This is a genomic window from Halorhabdus amylolytica (genome assembly GCF_004944975.1).
GTDB lineage: Archaea > Halobacteriota > Halobacteria > Halobacteriales > Haloarculaceae > Halorhabdus > Halorhabdus amylolytica.
Window position 1 is genome coordinate 19,495 of sequence record NZ_SPQG01000022.1, and the last position, 14,588, is coordinate 34,082.

The 14,588-nt window shown below is 62.0% G+C and carries 17 protein-coding genes and 1 pseudogene; 16 read left to right on the forward strand and 2 right to left on the reverse strand.

Annotation, left to right across the window (positions count from 1 at the left end):
- Positions 1-362: 362 nt before the first annotated feature.
- The 6 genes from E3374_RS16585 to E3374_RS16610 all read left to right on the forward strand — a co-directional run bounded on the left by E3374_RS16585 (position 363) and on the right by E3374_RS16610 (position 5,663).
- Positions 363-2,984, forward strand: coding sequence for a helix-turn-helix domain-containing protein (locus tag E3374_RS16585; RefSeq protein ID WP_136690070.1), 2,622 nt, complete (start codon positions 363-365; stop codon positions 2,982-2,984).
- Positions 2,981-3,352, forward strand: coding sequence for a hypothetical protein (locus tag E3374_RS16590; RefSeq protein WP_136690071.1), 372 nt, complete (start codon positions 2,981-2,983; stop codon positions 3,350-3,352). The genes E3374_RS16585 and E3374_RS16590 overlap by 4 nt, the downstream gene beginning before the upstream one ends.
- Positions 3,349-3,921: a hypothetical protein gene (locus E3374_RS16595; RefSeq protein WP_136690072.1), complete on the forward strand. Its 573-nt coding sequence runs from the start codon at positions 3,349-3,351 to the stop codon at positions 3,919-3,921. Before E3374_RS16590 ends, E3374_RS16595 begins: the two co-directional genes overlap by 4 nt.
- 168 nt (positions 3,922-4,089) lie before the next feature.
- The gene (locus tag E3374_RS16600; RefSeq protein WP_136690073.1) at positions 4,090-4,218 is read left to right on the forward strand and encodes an antitoxin VapB family protein; all 129 of its coding nucleotides are present in this window, start codon (positions 4,090-4,092) and stop codon (positions 4,216-4,218) included.
- A 39-nt stretch (positions 4,219-4,257) separates the two neighbouring features.
- Complete coding sequence (locus tag E3374_RS16605; RefSeq protein ID WP_136690074.1) at positions 4,258-4,731, forward strand: hypothetical protein; 474 nt, start codon at positions 4,258-4,260, stop codon at positions 4,729-4,731.
- On the forward strand, positions 4,728-5,663 hold the full coding sequence (locus E3374_RS16610; RefSeq protein WP_136690075.1) for a hypothetical protein: 936 nt from the start codon (positions 4,728-4,730) through the stop codon (positions 5,661-5,663). Before E3374_RS16605 ends, E3374_RS16610 begins: the two co-directional genes overlap by 4 nt.
- A 152-nt stretch (positions 5,664-5,815) precedes the next feature.
- Here the strand turns inward: E3374_RS16610 and E3374_RS16615 are convergent, their stop codons facing one another.
- Complete coding sequence (locus E3374_RS16615) at positions 5,816-7,282, reverse strand: hypothetical protein (protein WP_136690076.1); 1,467 nt, start codon at positions 7,280-7,282, stop codon at positions 5,816-5,818.
- Positions 7,283-7,346: 64 nt separating this feature from the next.
- Here E3374_RS16615 and E3374_RS16620 point away from each other — a divergent pair, with 64 nt between their 5' ends.
- The 8 genes from E3374_RS16620 (at position 7,347) to E3374_RS16650 (ending at position 12,992) form a co-directional block, all read left to right on the forward strand.
- Positions 7,347-7,571: a hypothetical protein gene (locus tag E3374_RS16620; RefSeq protein WP_136690077.1), complete on the forward strand. Its 225-nt coding sequence runs from the start codon at positions 7,347-7,349 to the stop codon at positions 7,569-7,571.
- A 71-nt stretch (positions 7,572-7,642) separates the two neighbouring features.
- The gene (locus E3374_RS16625; RefSeq protein ID WP_136690078.1) at positions 7,643-8,614 is read left to right on the forward strand and encodes a phage tail tube protein; all 972 of its coding nucleotides are present in this window, start codon (positions 7,643-7,645) and stop codon (positions 8,612-8,614) included.
- A gap of 147 nt (positions 8,615-8,761) precedes the next feature.
- Positions 8,762-9,307, forward strand: a complete 546-nt coding sequence (locus E3374_RS16630) for a hypothetical protein (protein ID WP_136690079.1) — start codon at positions 8,762-8,764, stop codon at positions 9,305-9,307.
- A 20-nt stretch (positions 9,308-9,327) separates the two neighbouring features.
- A complete protein-coding gene (locus tag E3374_RS17920) occupies positions 9,328-9,450 on the forward strand; it encodes a hypothetical protein (protein WP_282568473.1) in 123 nt (40 codons plus the stop codon).
- Positions 9,443-11,017 carry a hypothetical protein gene (locus E3374_RS16635; protein ID WP_136690080.1) on the forward strand — a complete coding sequence of 525 codons (1,575 nt, stop codon included), beginning with the start codon at positions 9,443-9,445 and terminating at the stop codon, positions 11,015-11,017. Before E3374_RS17920 ends, E3374_RS16635 begins: the two co-directional genes overlap by 8 nt.
- 40 nt (positions 11,018-11,057) lie before the next feature.
- On the forward strand, positions 11,058-11,756 hold the full coding sequence (locus E3374_RS16640) for an FxLYD domain-containing protein (RefSeq protein ID WP_136690081.1): 699 nt from the start codon (positions 11,058-11,060) through the stop codon (positions 11,754-11,756).
- 310 nt (positions 11,757-12,066) lie between these two features.
- Complete coding sequence (locus tag E3374_RS16645) at positions 12,067-12,318, forward strand: hypothetical protein (RefSeq protein ID WP_136690082.1); 252 nt, start codon at positions 12,067-12,069, stop codon at positions 12,316-12,318.
- A gap of 56 nt (positions 12,319-12,374) precedes the next feature.
- Complete coding sequence (locus E3374_RS16650) at positions 12,375-12,992, forward strand: tyrosine-type recombinase/integrase (RefSeq protein WP_282568474.1); 618 nt, start codon at positions 12,375-12,377, stop codon at positions 12,990-12,992.
- A 371-nt stretch (positions 12,993-13,363) separates the two neighbouring features.
- Here E3374_RS16650 and E3374_RS16655 read toward each other — a convergent pair whose 3' ends face one another.
- Positions 13,364-13,840, reverse strand: a complete 477-nt coding sequence (locus E3374_RS16655; protein ID WP_136690084.1) for a hypothetical protein — start codon at positions 13,838-13,840, stop codon at positions 13,364-13,366.
- A 273-nt stretch (positions 13,841-14,113) separates the two neighbouring features.
- Between E3374_RS16655 and E3374_RS17495 the strand changes: the two genes are divergently transcribed.
- On the forward strand, positions 14,114-14,314 hold the full coding sequence (locus tag E3374_RS17495) for a hypothetical protein (protein WP_211195004.1): 201 nt from the start codon (positions 14,114-14,116) through the stop codon (positions 14,312-14,314).
- A gap of 2 nt (positions 14,315-14,316) precedes the next feature.
- A pseudogene (locus E3374_RS17500) lies at positions 14,317-14,588 on the forward strand (hypothetical protein); the annotation flags it as partial.

Sequence of the window (14,588 nt, forward strand, 5' to 3'; positions counted from 1 at the left end):
CGACTCGCAGGACGATGTGTCAACTCTTGACGAAGCGCTCGGGCAGCTACTACGCGAAAAAGGAGAATGATGTCACTCATGGACAGTAGAATCGGGAAAAACGACGACGGCCTGAACCTTGGCGGGGGCGGGCCGACGTCGTTTGAAGACACGGGCACGATCCCGAGTCACGGCGCCGCACTTACGCCGCGACCGGGATGTGGGCGCGACGGAAGTGCGACGGGCAGGCCTCCCCTGGGGGGTGATGCCTGTGCATAGTCTTACTCGCCGCACCCACAAATGTGTTACTCCCTCAGCTAACGGAGTGATCTCTGTGCCCGTCAAAGGCCTCGAGGAGGCCCGAACTCCTCGCCGAACGCTAGATGACGGCATCAAGCTCAACTGAAACCTACACTCGAACGTACGAAGACGACACTACCACTCACGAACCGCGACTCATCTCGACCGAGCAACAACCTGCTGCGACGGCAGCGACAGTCACGCTCGACCAGTCACCCTCGAACGTCTGGGCGACGATCGCGACGGCAGACGGCTTCCAGGAGGCGTTGAAGGATGCCGTGCGCACGATCCTTCCTCATCCGCGACACTCGCCACCGGTCGCACTCGAGGAAGCAGGCGTGACCGCGCTCGACGGCGGCTACGCCCGGATCGTCGCCGGCCTCGACCGCGCGCCGGAGACGGATGTCCATCAGGACGCGCTTGACCTCACGGCCCAGCTCGGCCAGGACGGCATGACGTCCCTCGGACACGCGCCGATCGAGGCTGTCGAGGACGGGCCCGTCGCCACGCTCCAAGCTGGCGACGTCGTCCCGACGATCGAGGTCCGCGTTCCTGACGAGTTCAAAGAGCGATCCCGTGACCAGCGGGAGACAACGCTTGATCTACTCGCCACGCTGGCCTTGGCCTGTGAGGTCCACGTGGTCGCCGGCCGGATCACGACCCGCTGGCTGGCTCACAAGCATCGCGATGAACTTCCGACCGAGTTTAGCGAGCGCGCGACTGCCCGGGGTGACGAGGGATCACCCAGCGACGAAGTTGTGACGGCGACTCGCAGCGAGCTCGATCCCGACGGCCGAGTGGTCGAAGTACTCCGCCGGCTTGCCGCAGAACCCTCAGACTCGCTGTCCTACCACGAGATCAAGTCCTCGTTCGACGTGACGGCTGGCCGGATCAGTCAGGTCCTCGGCACGCTTGAGGAACTCGATCTCGCCCAGCGCTACGGACCGCGTTCGGAGCAGCACGTCGAACTGCTCCCAGCTGGATCGGCGTTCTTGGACGCTCTCGACGCCGAGATTGGACGACAGGCAGATCTCGATTCGGTGTTTAGCGAGGCCGGACAGGACTCTCCACAGGCCGTGTTAACCCGCGGGCAAGAGAGGTCCCCCACTGACGACGTCCCCTTCAGCACGGCGTGGTTGGCTCGCCAGGAACACGCTCCCGCTGCGGCGACAGCTACCGAGGGGGCGATTTCCCTCCTCGACACACCGATTCCAGCCGATAAAACGGACAATGAGCGACGAATCCGCTACGTCAGCTACGACTCGAGCCGTGATGAAGCCGTGGTCGCTGTTCGAGCGACTGGCCCCCTCAACTACATGACGAGCACCGCATTGGCTTTAGCGAGCCCCCGATTCATCGACGCCGCACTCCCACCGTCCCGTCTCGAAGCCATCGACGAGCCCGAGATGATCCTCCGGAACGCAAGGCACATCGGCGGAATATCGTCCGAAGCGGCCGACGACGGTGAGGAACTCCGAGACAGGCTCGTCGAGTGGGGCGAGGAACTGGCCCAGATGACGACTGATCTCCACAATGGCGAGTACGAGGATCGCAACCGCTTCCGGGGACAAATCCTCAGCTCGGCTCACGGGCTCGCTGGCTCGTTGGTCCACCTCCTCGATGCCGCCGGCGTGGATCTCGTCAGAGAGTTCCGCCTCCCTGGCGGCTTGGACGCTGATCATCTTGAGGACCTCGCCGAGACGATCGCGACAGGGACGGCGATCCAGTCTGCCTACGGCGTCTTCGGTATGTACCGCCAGCTCTTCGAAACCCGTGAGGAAAAGCGCCAGACTGCAATCTCCCCGGATGTGGATCCGACCGAGTCCGTTGGCGAGTACATCGGGAGTCTCGTCGTCCGGGGCCCCGACGTCCACCGCTTCGAGCCGTACCTCGAGGACGCCCTCGCTGACCCGGCTGACGTCCACGATGATGCCCCCGAGATCCAGGTCCGTGTCCCAATTCGCCGGCCAGACCGTACCGACGCGGCAGAGACGGCGACGAGAGTCCTCGGCCAGAAGAACCTCAAGCCGACACGGGACGCTGTCACGATCCTCAGGTCCCTTACCGACGATCCCTACGCGATCGCCGAGGCGCTCAACTGGCTGGGCACGGAAGATCACTCTCGGGACGTCCGCCTCGACGAGGTCCGCGTTGCCCTGTCGAAGCTGGGGCCCGACCGCCTCCTCCCGGATGCTCCGCCGACGGCGTCGAAGGCCGTCGCGACGCTCCTCCGGATGGCTCGCCCACTGACGCAGTCCGAACTGGCCGAAAAAGCGGATGTCTCGACCCGCTCGCTGCGCCGACACATGGGCACTCTGGAGCTCCTCGATCTCGTCCGGGAGACCGAGCGTGGCTACCGGATCGCTCTCCCGGACCCTGACGACGAGCGTGGCCAGCGCATCCTCCCCGAGCCCGTCGAGGACGATCTCGCCGCCATGCAGGACTACGTCTTCGACGCCGCGTTCGACCTCGTCGAGGACCCGGCACGCCTGACCGACCCGGGCGATTCACTCGGCGCTGCGCTGTCGTTCCCGCCCGACTTCGACGCGGTCGCCGAGGAACTGCCCAGACTGGAGTCGTGGATCCCACTGGCTCGCCAGCTCTGCGACGATCCCGACCCGGACGAACAGCGGACTGTCACGATGGGGCCGGAGATCGAGGCCCCACAGACCAGTCTCGACGCCGCCGCAGGAGGTGACCGATGAGCAGTACTGACGATCCCGCCACGACTACCATCGATTCCGACGTAGAGGCACTCCGTGCCGAGGTCGCATCGCTTCACAAGGAACTCGCCGAGGCCAAGCAGCGCATCACCGCCCTCGAGGACCGCCTCGAAAACGGATCGACGCTCCCACCAGGAGCTGCCGACCATCGCGATGCCCGCGTTCTCGAAGCGATCGAGCCTGGCGACGTCGTCCAACTTCGTACGCTCCGGTCGCTGTATGAGGATCGTACTGACATCCGCGATGAGGAGACGCTCCGGGAGCGCATCAAGGACCTCACGCGACGGGACGCCTTCGAGCTCGTGGGTCGGCAGCACTGGCAGTACCTCGGAGGTGAGGCGGACCGATGACCTACGGTCCCCTTGTCGAAGTGCCCGACTCTCCTGTTCAGGTCGTCGCCAGTATCCACTACGCAGACGACCAACCCGACGACGCCGTCGAGACCCTTCGGGAGATGCTGGAGGTGATGGCCGGCTGGATCGTCTGTGACTGGTGTCTCACCCGCATTCGGAACGTCCATCCAGCGTACGATAGAGCGAAGGCCCGCAGGCTGTCAATCGGAGATACAAGGTACGCTCTCGAAGCCAGTAGCTATCGCGTCACGTCGGAGGGCACGGTTGAGGCGTCTTTGGAGACCTCTATCCCAACGCCAGACACGTACGTAGGCTACGGCCCGGGAGACACGTCGAAATCAACCGCCTGCCCAAGCTGCGGACGGATGGATGGCGAACACCCGGGCAAGAACCGGACGAAGCGAGAGCGAGAGGACCACTTCAAGAACTTGGCCGCAGCGATCGAGGAGCGTGCCGACTTCTCACTCGATACAGAGGCCGGCATCGACGAAGTCTACGCTGCCAGTAAGAACTGCAACCTTGACGACTTCGATGTCCTCGCTCGGGCTCTGTACGCAGCGATCTGAGTGGATTACTTCCACTCCGGTTCCGAGGCTTTATCCGCCTTCGAATGTTATGTGTTAATACACGCCCCCGCCTGGTCGCGGGCCTTGACCAGCCGACAGCGATCGGGTGCTTCCTCCTGGCCCTCTTGCGCGATTACCGACAGGTGGGGGAGGGGGCGTGACGTACCCATGCCGAGTTTTGGAACCAACATCCGCGTGACCAGCGAGACGTATCGCCACCTCGAACAACGAAAGCGCGATGACGAGTCGTTCGACGACACACTCAAGCGTGCACTCGGCCTCGACGATGCCGAGTGATCGCGGGACCGATTCCCACATTTTCGGGAGGTATTGCCCATGAGCGGAGATTCTACAACCAGTAGCCAACATGCCACTGACCCCGAGAGCGTTATACTCGGTAATGGTGGCTCCGACTACGCAGCTGTCGAAGTCCCGACGACCAAGCCGCACGAGGAGTTCTCCGCCGAAGAACGGCGTGCTGCCATCTTGGACATCATAACCGACGTCGGACACCCTTCTCGACTCAATCAAACCGAGCTCGCAGAGCGCTTCGGCGTCAGCCAGCCGATGATCCACAAGGACCTCGACGCGCTGTCGGACTACGTTGCCGACAACCTTGGCGATCGCCACGAACTCGAGATCGAGAGCGTGTTTCGCCGTTCGATCCAGGGCCTTCTCGACGAGGGCGAGTGGCGTAAGGCGGCTCGTACCGCGAAGGAGTACAGTGAATGGATGACGGAGCGGACTGACCTCGACGAAATTCAGGACGAACTGGAATTCCTCAGAGAAGCACACCAAGAGAAAGAATGACACGTACTACCAAAATCAAGGACGACCTTGGGGACGTATCGGAAGAGGTTCTCAGCGAACTCACGCCCGACGAGCGCCTGCAACTGTTTATCCAGGCTTCCGCCGAGCATCGCGAGGACCGATTAGAACAACTCGCCGAGACTGCCCCCACGAAGACCTACGAAATGACAGAGGTCGAGTTCGCAAAGGGGATGCGACAGACGAAACTGCTGTCGCTCACAGCCCGTCACCAAATCCAGACACGGTACGCTGAACTCGATCTCAACCTTGCCCGTCGGGATCGGTACCTGGCGCTGTTCCTTCTGAACGGCGCACTGGATGAACTCCGGGATGGGATTTCCATCGACGAGTACGGCAACGTCACCACCAACAGTGAGATGGACGCTGATGGATCGCCGTCCCCATCGACTGGTGTCAAGGCATTAGCCGACGAGTACCGGGATCTGTGGGATGACGTATCGACTGATCCCCTGCTGTCGGAAAGCGAGCGTGATCGAGACCTCTTCGCCGAGCTCGCAGCATCAGGCCTCCTTGGCTACCCGAAGGACATCTCCGGCAGCGAGTTCGAGGATCTGGACGGTTCCCGTATCTTTTCGGAGGTCTGGCGAACTGAACTCAAGCTCGTCAAAGCCGCATCCGACTTCTACAGGGTCTTCATCGCGTGGCAGATCTTCGCCGAGGAGCACGTCGGCGTTTCCCTCGATGAGTTCCTCGGCGTCACTGACCTCGAAGACGATGGGAAGGTGGGCCGAGAGACCTTCGAGATCGATGAGGAGCTGTGCGAAAACATGCTGGAATTACATAGTGACTACGTGGACGCCTACGAAGGTTTTCCAGAGGAACTGCCGGGGGACGGTGAGGATGCAAACCTCGATGCGGAAGCCAGGACTCGCGCCGAGCAGATGATCGCGATGTCGGAACTCCCGGTCTGAACTTAGCGTGATCTCGCATCCGATTGTTGGGCCCGCTCCAGTTGTCGTCGATCTGGAGCATCGCCTTCCAACCGAGCCCCTGCTCTTCGAGTACTTCCTCGACGGGAAGGAATTCCCGCCGCTGGAAGGGGTCTGAGAAAACGGTTCGGAAGCTACTCTTTGCGGCTGTACTCCCAGTCCTCAACGCTGATCTGAGCGGCGGCCGCGTCGATCTTGGCGGCCTCGTCTGGCCCTGACTTGTGGCCCCCGACTGGTCCGAAGAAGTACCCGAACGCATCCTCGACGAGCAATTCGCCGTAGGGTGTCAGGCTCCAGCCGGTGTTATCTCCCTCGAGGATTGCGCGCTCGAACTCACGGCCCGCGAGGTCAGTGCAGAGCTTCGTGACGGCGGCCTTGTCGTCGACATCCCCGATCTCCTTGGCGATGTCGGCTGATCGTACCTTACCGTCCTGCTCAACCACCTGCTCAAGGACCTCGGTGGCTTCGACGTTTTTCCAGTGGGCGTCTTCGATGGCTCCGGTGTCCTCCTTCACGAGAACGTTCAGTTTGCCCTTCGCGACGAGGTAATTCTCCGAGACGATTGTCAGAACGTCGTCCTCGTCGACGACTTCGGCAGGGTCGAACTCCTCCAGCGGACCGTACTGGCGCTGGAAGAGATTCCACTGGCCGCTGGTACCCGGCTCGTTGTGGATGAGCGGGTCGTCGTCAATGTCGTCGGGTTCGTCGACGAGGTGATCGATCAGATGGTCCAGGACCTCGTCGGCGAAGATCCCGTCGTCGCTGGTCTCGTCATGGTACTCGTCGAGGTTCTCGTTCAGGCTTTCGGCCCGGTCCTCGTCGCGGTACTTGAGCTTCCCACCGTGCTTCGGCTGGATCGGGAGCCCGGCATCGTAGAGGACGTCACGAATGAGGTCCGTCATCTCGAAGCGCATCTGCATCCACTGGTCGGACCGCTCGCGATCCTCTTCATGCTGCTGGAGCCACTCGTCGTCGATATCCGCCTCACGTTCGAGGCGGTTCTGCTGGTACTCGATGAACTCCTGCTTCAGCTCCCGTCGGCCGTCGCCCATCACGGCGAACGCGGGTTCGTCGCCGCGGAAGAAGCCGTCCGTCAGCCCCCACGCGATCTCCTTCGCCATCTGCTCCTCGTCGATGCCCTCGGGGAACAGCATCAGCCGCCGGAGCGCGACACCGAACTGGAAGGCGAGCTGTTCGGGTGCCGACGACGGCCGGGCGCGCCCCGGCTGTGGGCTGACGCGGCACGCCTCGAGGATGTCGCTGTGGTCGGGGTCCTCGGCGATGACCTCCTTATCGTTGTGGGTCGATGGGACGCGGCGATCGGCCTTCGGTCGGTAGCCGGTGTCATCGAACCCGATGAAGTCGATCCAGGACTCGCCCCAGTGGTCGTCGTCGAGGTAGCTATTGTGCGCAAGTAGCTGGATGTCTGAGAGGAGGTGGTCGACGCGTTGCGGGAGAGCGTCGATCTTCTTCTGGACGCGCTTTTCCATCTCACCCTCTCGGTAACTGCCTGGATTCCCGGTCGCGACGAACTGACGCTCTCGGGTAGTGAGGGGATAAGACGGCCGGCCGTGCTTGGCTGTCGAATCGTCATCACTCATATTGCGTGTGAAGGTAGTTTCACAGGATACATAAATGTATCTTGGGAAGCTACCTTCTTTTGCAATGGGCGAACCGGCCGGCTTCCACGCTGAGAAAACTATCGTGGACCAGTCAGCCATTGATGGCGCGCTTGACTCGATGGCCGAATTGTATGAGTCCACCGGGCAGGAGAACAGCGTCGCCTCCGGAATGGTGGAGACGCTCCGCGAACACAACGCCGACCTTGACCAAGTCGACGAGGTCCTCGATGGCCGGCGCCGCGACCCCAGTGCATCTTGCAAGGAATAATATATGAGACAGAACACGCTTTCCGAGCACGACGAAACGACCGACACCGCCGCCACTGAGGTGATGTACCGATGGTGAGCGGTGTGAACACGGAGGTCGCGTACCTCCACGAGCCCGTCGACGACTACACCGGCACGCCGACTGACAGCGACTACAAGATCCCCGGCATTGGGACGACCGTCGAGGAACTCGCTATCGACAACGCGCTCCAGCGAATCCGCGTCCCGAACGCCGCCCAGGCCGCCGAGACAGTCGCCGGGAACTTCGAGGGCGCGTTCAACGTGAACTTCACCCTCGGTAATCCCTGGTGGTTGAATCATGTATTCGGCGGCCCACCTGAAGCTGGCGGCGAGTCCGACGCGCCGTATACCTACACCTGGGACTTCGAGACTGACCGCGTCCAGTCCTCGCGCTGGTACATCGGCGCGAACTTCTACAACAACACCGTCGAGCGGGTGCTGAAGGGCGTTGTTTTCGGCGGTCTGCAGGTTCAGTGTCAGGTCGGCGAGACCGTCCAGGTCGACCTCACCGGCTTCTATGGTGACGAGGAACGCAACTCCTCGATCACGCCGGGGTCGACGCCCGACGAGCAGGCCAATCCGCTGGTCTTCCACGGTGCCACGCTTGAAGTCCCGAGTTCTTCGGAGCTGAAGAAGCTCCAAGACTTCACGGTGGACATCCAGACCGGCGCCCGGCCGGTTCAGGGTATGCAGCGCAAGCCCCATGACGCCGTGATGGGTGCTGTCGAGACGGAGCTCTCCGTGAATGAGGTCCTCACCGAGACCGATCAGCTGGCGCTCGCCTACGGCAACTCGAACGCCCCGGTCAACGGCCGGATGGACGGCGCCGCTGACGGGACAGTCCGCTTCGACGGGCCGCCCTCAGGTAACACCGCGATAGAGTTCCAGATGACCGGCGTGAAGCCGAACGACTACAGCTGGAACAACGTCGGGAACGCCGAGGAAAACCTCAGCGAGGCGATTACCTACTACGTGAATAAGGTGAGCGCGCTCGCCGAGAGCTCGCAGGACACCGCCCGCTGACGATGTTCGTGAACAGCCCGAGGATGACCCGACCGCAGGCGGTGCTCCCAGCCTGCCGGTCGGTGATCGAGCGATCCAGCGCCACGGGAGCGCCGACGGCGCTGGCAGTAGCTTCTCTCCCGCCCACTCAGGGCCGGAGGTACCACTATGCCACGAACCACGAAAACGTTCGACCTGAAGGAAGAGGAACAGCGCATCGACCGCGAGATGAACGAGGCCGCCGACGAAGCCGCCGAAGCCGAGGACGGGAGCCGTACCCACGAGGAGGCGATGGCCCGCGGAAAGCTCCTCGAGCGAGAGCTCGCTGGCGTCCAGTGGGCGCTCTACCCCGACGAGGAAGAGGACCGCGACCCCTACGAGGAGGTGACGCTGGGGGCGCTGAACGCGCGCGAGTACGGCGAGATCGGCGACCGGGTGAAGACCGCAAAGGAGCAGTCCGCTGGGACAGCGTCCGGGCTGACGTCGATGGAGGGCGTCCAGCAGATCTTCTTCGTCGCCGGCGGGCTCGTCGACGCACCGTTTATCCCAGAGAACGCGAGTTTCGAGGAGAAGTCGCAGGCCGTCGGCGACCTCTCGCCGCAGTTCGTCACCTACCTCCAGCAGCAGGTCGACGACCTCAGCACACCCAACGTCCAGGGAAACGGGTTCGCGCAGCGGGTCGCGGAGAGACAGTCGGCCGCGACGTCCGAGTAGCCTACGGGAAGGCGATGCTGATGTGGTGCGGCCACTCTCCCGACGAGATCGAGGAGTACGACTGGGCCGATGTCCAGCTGTTCCTCGAGGCGCTACCCGCAATCTGGTCGAACATGAACCTCATGGAGGCACCCGATGACTGACTTCTCCACCACCGCCAGTCTGTACGTACAGCTCGACGACAGCAGTGTCGGCGACGCCCGGGACCAGCTCGAAGACGAGCTGACGGCTGACCCCATCCAGGTTGAAGTCGAACCTGTCGAGCGCCCCGGCTCCGCGATGGAGGGCATCGGCGGGGGCGGTAGTGGTCGTGACAGCGGCGGCTTCAGCGACCTGTCCGAGCGGATGGAGTCTCAGGTGGGTGCGCTTGACGAGATCACCGACGCCTGGGATGAGAATATCGACCTGAACGAGCGCCGTAACGAGCTACTTGAGGAGATACAAGAGATCCAGGAGGATATCAAGCGAGCGAACTCCAGCCGCGCTCGGGGCGGTGGACTCGGCAGCCTCCTTGGCGGTCCTGGAGGCATTGCTATCACCATCGGGCTGCTCGGGGCATCGAAGCTCATCAACGTGCTACGGAACTTCAGCTGGCCGGAACTGCCTGACATCCCACCGATTGAGCCGCCGAAGATCCCACCGCTTGACGTTCCCGATAGCGTTCCGGTCGACATCTCGGATATCCCGGCACTCGATGTGCCGAACATCCCGCCGCTGGATATTCCGGACCTGCCGACGTTCACCTGGCCGGACCTTCCTGAATTCACGTGGCCGGATCTCCCCGGGTGGAGTTGGCCCGATCTCCCCGAGTTCACCTGGCCCGATTTGCCTGAGTGGACGTGGCCGGACCTCCCCGAATTCACGTGGCCGGATCTCCCCGGGTGGAGTTGGCCCGATATCCCGAAGCCCGACTGGCTCCCTTTCGGAGCGCCTGACGACGGGGACGGCGGAACCGGTAGTGGATCGCTAGTCCCGGATTGGATCCCTGGTCTCGACGACGTCGGCGACGCCGGCGGGACTGCGTGGGACACGATCGCCGGCGTTGGCGAGGGTACGATCGACACCGTGACTGATGCCGGCGGGACTGCGTGGGACACGATCACCGGCGCTGGTGGGAGTGCTGCGGATTGGGCCGGTGAGAACTCGGGGAACCTCCTCGCCGTTGGCTCTCTGCTCGGTGGCGGCGCCCTCGCCCTCGCTGACGGACCGTCCCCGATCGGAGACGCTCTCGGTGCGAATGTCGCCGCTGCAGGCGGTGGCAGTGCTTTACTTGGTGGTCTTCTTGGCGGCGCAGCGAGTGGGAATGACAGCGTCGGCGACTTCACGCAGGATCTCTTCGGCGACAACTGGGGAAGTTCCGCGACGGGCGGTCGGCACGGCTCACGCGGACAGGGTGTCGGTCCTATTGAGGGCTTCTTCGCCCGCCTGTACGAACCTCTCGCGCCGAACAGCGTTGGTGGCGGCAGAGGTACGAGTGTGGGCACCGCGTCGATGAGCGCCCACCGGAAGTACTGGGAGCGTCGCGACCGCAATCGACAGAGCCGGAATTCGGGGACTAAACCCCCGCAGATCAACTACAGCCCGACGTACGAAATCGATACACGAGAGCTCAAGCGTAAGGTCGACAGCGACATCAAAGAGGTAGAAAGACGGATTGGCGACCTTGAGAGCACGTTGGACAGAATTGAGAGAGCGGGGCGTGGAATCTGACGCCTCTATTCTTTTAATCCTGCGCCCGACACGTCAGTATATGGACCGACGCGCCTTCCTCACCAGCGCTGCCAGCGTCGCGATGGCCGCCAGTGCCGGCTGCCTCGGGACACAGGCCAGTGGCGAGGACAAGACGCCCACGGAGGACCGTGCCGTCGATATCGTCGACGTTCAACTCATCCACGAGGGCGAGGGCGCAGATACCGAGGTTCGCGCGGAGATCACGGCGGAGGCTGTGGCCGACCAGACGCTCGGTGAAGTCGTCGCGACGGCTACCTTCGTCGACGGCGAAACACTGCTTGGGAGTTGGGTCGCGGTGGTGAACGGGATGGAACCCGGCCAGCGCTGGCTAGTGTCAATCCGTAGCGGCGGCACCTCAGGTGAGGACGCGGCGGCCGTCGACGATGTTCAGGTGGTCGTTGAGGAGCGATCGCCAGCCTCGACGCTCGGGAGCGACCGGATCGAGATCGTCGACGAGGACCTCATCGCCGAGGACGGCGAGGCGCGGGTCGAGGGCGTCGCGAGGAACGCCGGAGAGGAGCGACTGGAGTACGCTACGGTCGTCGTGACGTTCGCCAGCGAGGATGGCGTCCTGCTCGGGCAGGCGCTCACGGACACGACGCGGGACATCGACGTCGGACAGCAGTTCGAGTTCTCCGTTCGGTACAGCGCACCCGTTCGGGCGGCCGATGCGGTCGCCGACTACCAGCTGACCACCGAGGCCGATATTGAGAAGTAGCCGTGAAGACGGCGCGATGCCGGCAGAGCGACACCGTGATTGTGTCGTCCTTACGCCTCGATCAGTGGTAGAACACGGTTTCGTCCTTGTTGACGTCGTCACAATTCGGTCGTTTACGGCTCTAAATCACGCGCGCGATCCTGTCCGGAAAGTCCAAGAAGTCCGCCGGTCGCGACGGCCTCCGATCACAGCGACGGCGTCCCTCTCGCACCAAGCCTGCCATCGTGCGTTCATCGGCTACGAGCCGTCCGAAAGAACGTAACACGTCCTCACAGAGGTGGACCTCACCGCGTAGAAACAACACAAGGCCATGGACATCGGCGATACACCCTCCGGCGAGGGCATGAAGGGCGGAGGGCATGAAGACCCCATGGACCTCTCGGTTCTGGAAAACAAACACAAGGCCATGGACGTCAACGAAGACGGACTCGTCGGTCCTCCCTCCGACAAGATGCCGAAACAGGATCCGACCGACGAGTGGGGGGCTGACCCTCTCCCACGAAATAGCCTCATGGAGCTGTCGAAGCTGTCGGTATGGTGGGCAGTCAGACAAGCGTCGTAGTTTCCGATAAACTCCGACGTTCACTTTCTTGTACCCCCCTCTCATCGGTCTAAGTCGTGCCGCCGAACGACCCCTCAGGAAATTCCGACGTTCACAGTCGCGCGACCTCGTGGCTGAAGCCGGCGCAGGTCGAGGAGATGCGTGATGCGTGTCTGTCAGGGCGCTTCCCTACGTACCTCCAGGACCGCAACGAGGCGATCGTGGCGCTCCTCTACGATGCTGGCCTCCGGGCCAGTGAACTCGTCGGGCTCGACGTCGAAAATCTCGATCTCGACGACGGGACGATCTACCTCACGACCGAGCTCCAGAAAGGCAACCCACCGCCGGCGACCCTCGCCCTCGATCGAGAGACTGTGCGTCTCCTCCAGCGCTACCTTCGCGATCGCTGGAAGGACTCCGAGGCCGTGTTCCCGAGCCGCTCGAGTCCGCGGCTCTCGACGCGCTCACTGGAACGGCTCGTGAAGGCGATCGCCATCGAGGCCGAGGTCCAGCCACAGCTTGCGAGTGGTGGCACCGGCGAGCCAGAAGACATCACTCCCCACACGCTTCGTCACTCTGTTGCGTATCGAATCGTCCAGACTGAGGGTGGCCGCCTTGAGGACGTCCAGCTGCGGCTACGTCATGCGACCCTCCAAACTACCGACGAGATCTACTCCCATCTCGTTCCGCGCTGACCACCGATCTTGTGATGTTCTGGGATTTGATATGACTGGCCTGGGGTGTCGAACTGGGCCTCTTCCCATCCGGGGGCTCCTCTTCTGAAATCTCCAGGTGACCGTGCATTTTGGGGACCAATACACCCCTCATAGCGACCTGTCTTTTACCGAAGCACGTTCGACTCGCGACTGTAATCAACGGAGGTGACAAACATCATGAAACTAAGCGAGATCCCAGAAACAGTGAAAGAAAGCGAACATGTACTCGTGACAAAGCGATATCGGTATCACGAGCCAGTGATCTGTGACGAAGCAGACGGCGATGTTGGGTTCGTCAGGTACCGCCCTGCTTGCCTGCAGTCCCAACCTGGACCATTGGCAACTGTCGGCTACCTGCTCCCGTTAGAAGCAGCGAGACAGCACGATGAGAGCCCTGACTTGACTCCCTGCCAGAACTGCTTTTGAGCTGGTGGCCTTCCTGGCCTCCTTTTCTCAATCGTCAGGCGGCGCTGTCTACGTAGTCGCTGAGTGACGTCGCTTCCGGGTGTGGTGACGCCGTCGGTTTCTGCTACCTGCTTGGTGGCCTCGTTCGACGGCGGGCAGAGGTCTTCGTCGGGGATGGGGTCAGGACGGTCGAGGCCACCGACGCTGAATGCGTGCTCGATGCGCTGAGCAAGCTGCCGCCCGGAAACACGAAGGTAGGCTACAGTGACATCGATACAGTTCCATCCCATGATCGCCTGAAGGTAGTGGGCTTCGAGGCCGAGATCGGCCCAGAAGAGGCCGGCGGCTGCACGGAGGGCGTTCGGGTAGATATTGTCACCGCCAATGCCTGACAGATTGACGAGCCTTTCATTACCTTGCACGCGGTGATGAGCGCCGAGGCGGCCCCTGCCGTATTAGTGGATTGTAATATCCCAATTCTACTGCTGTCCCCTAAATCTACACAGGCCGACCACCTATCAACACAGCTCGAGTCGCTACTGACGACCAATCAACCTGAAGAGTGTGTCTCCGGTGTATAGCGATTGTATCGACGAATTATGAAAGGTCTGGATATTATATACCTCCCCAGTCCGTGGGGTTTGGTGTGATGTCGTGTCAAACTGAGTCAACTGACGTACCGGACGGAGGAAATCATGAGTGACGTCGCTGAAGGAATCGAAGGTGTGATTGCGCTTATTGTGGGTGGCTTCGTGCTTCTGTTGATGGGGTCGTCGGTTCAATCCAGTTCGGTCATCCACAATCTCAATATCTTCGGCATCTTCTTGATCCTGCTCGGAGTTGTCTTTGCAATCGCTTTGGTCGCGGCATTTATAGGAGGACTTTCCGGGAGGTAACCATGGGTATCAGAAATCATCTCAACGAGAAAAAAGAGGGTCGAATCACCGATGAGAAAATTCTCAATGTGATCCGGGAGAGTGATGCTGGATTCGTCGGCACAACCGAAGTTAGCGACGATGACCGTATCGACATAGGCGAGGATGCCGTTCGCAACCGTTTGGGAGACCTCCAAGAAGATGGCCGCGTGCACAAGAAACGGATTGGCCATCCAGAACGGGGGAATCTCGCGTGGTATCTGGCCGATGATGAGCGCGCACGGCCTGTTTCCCC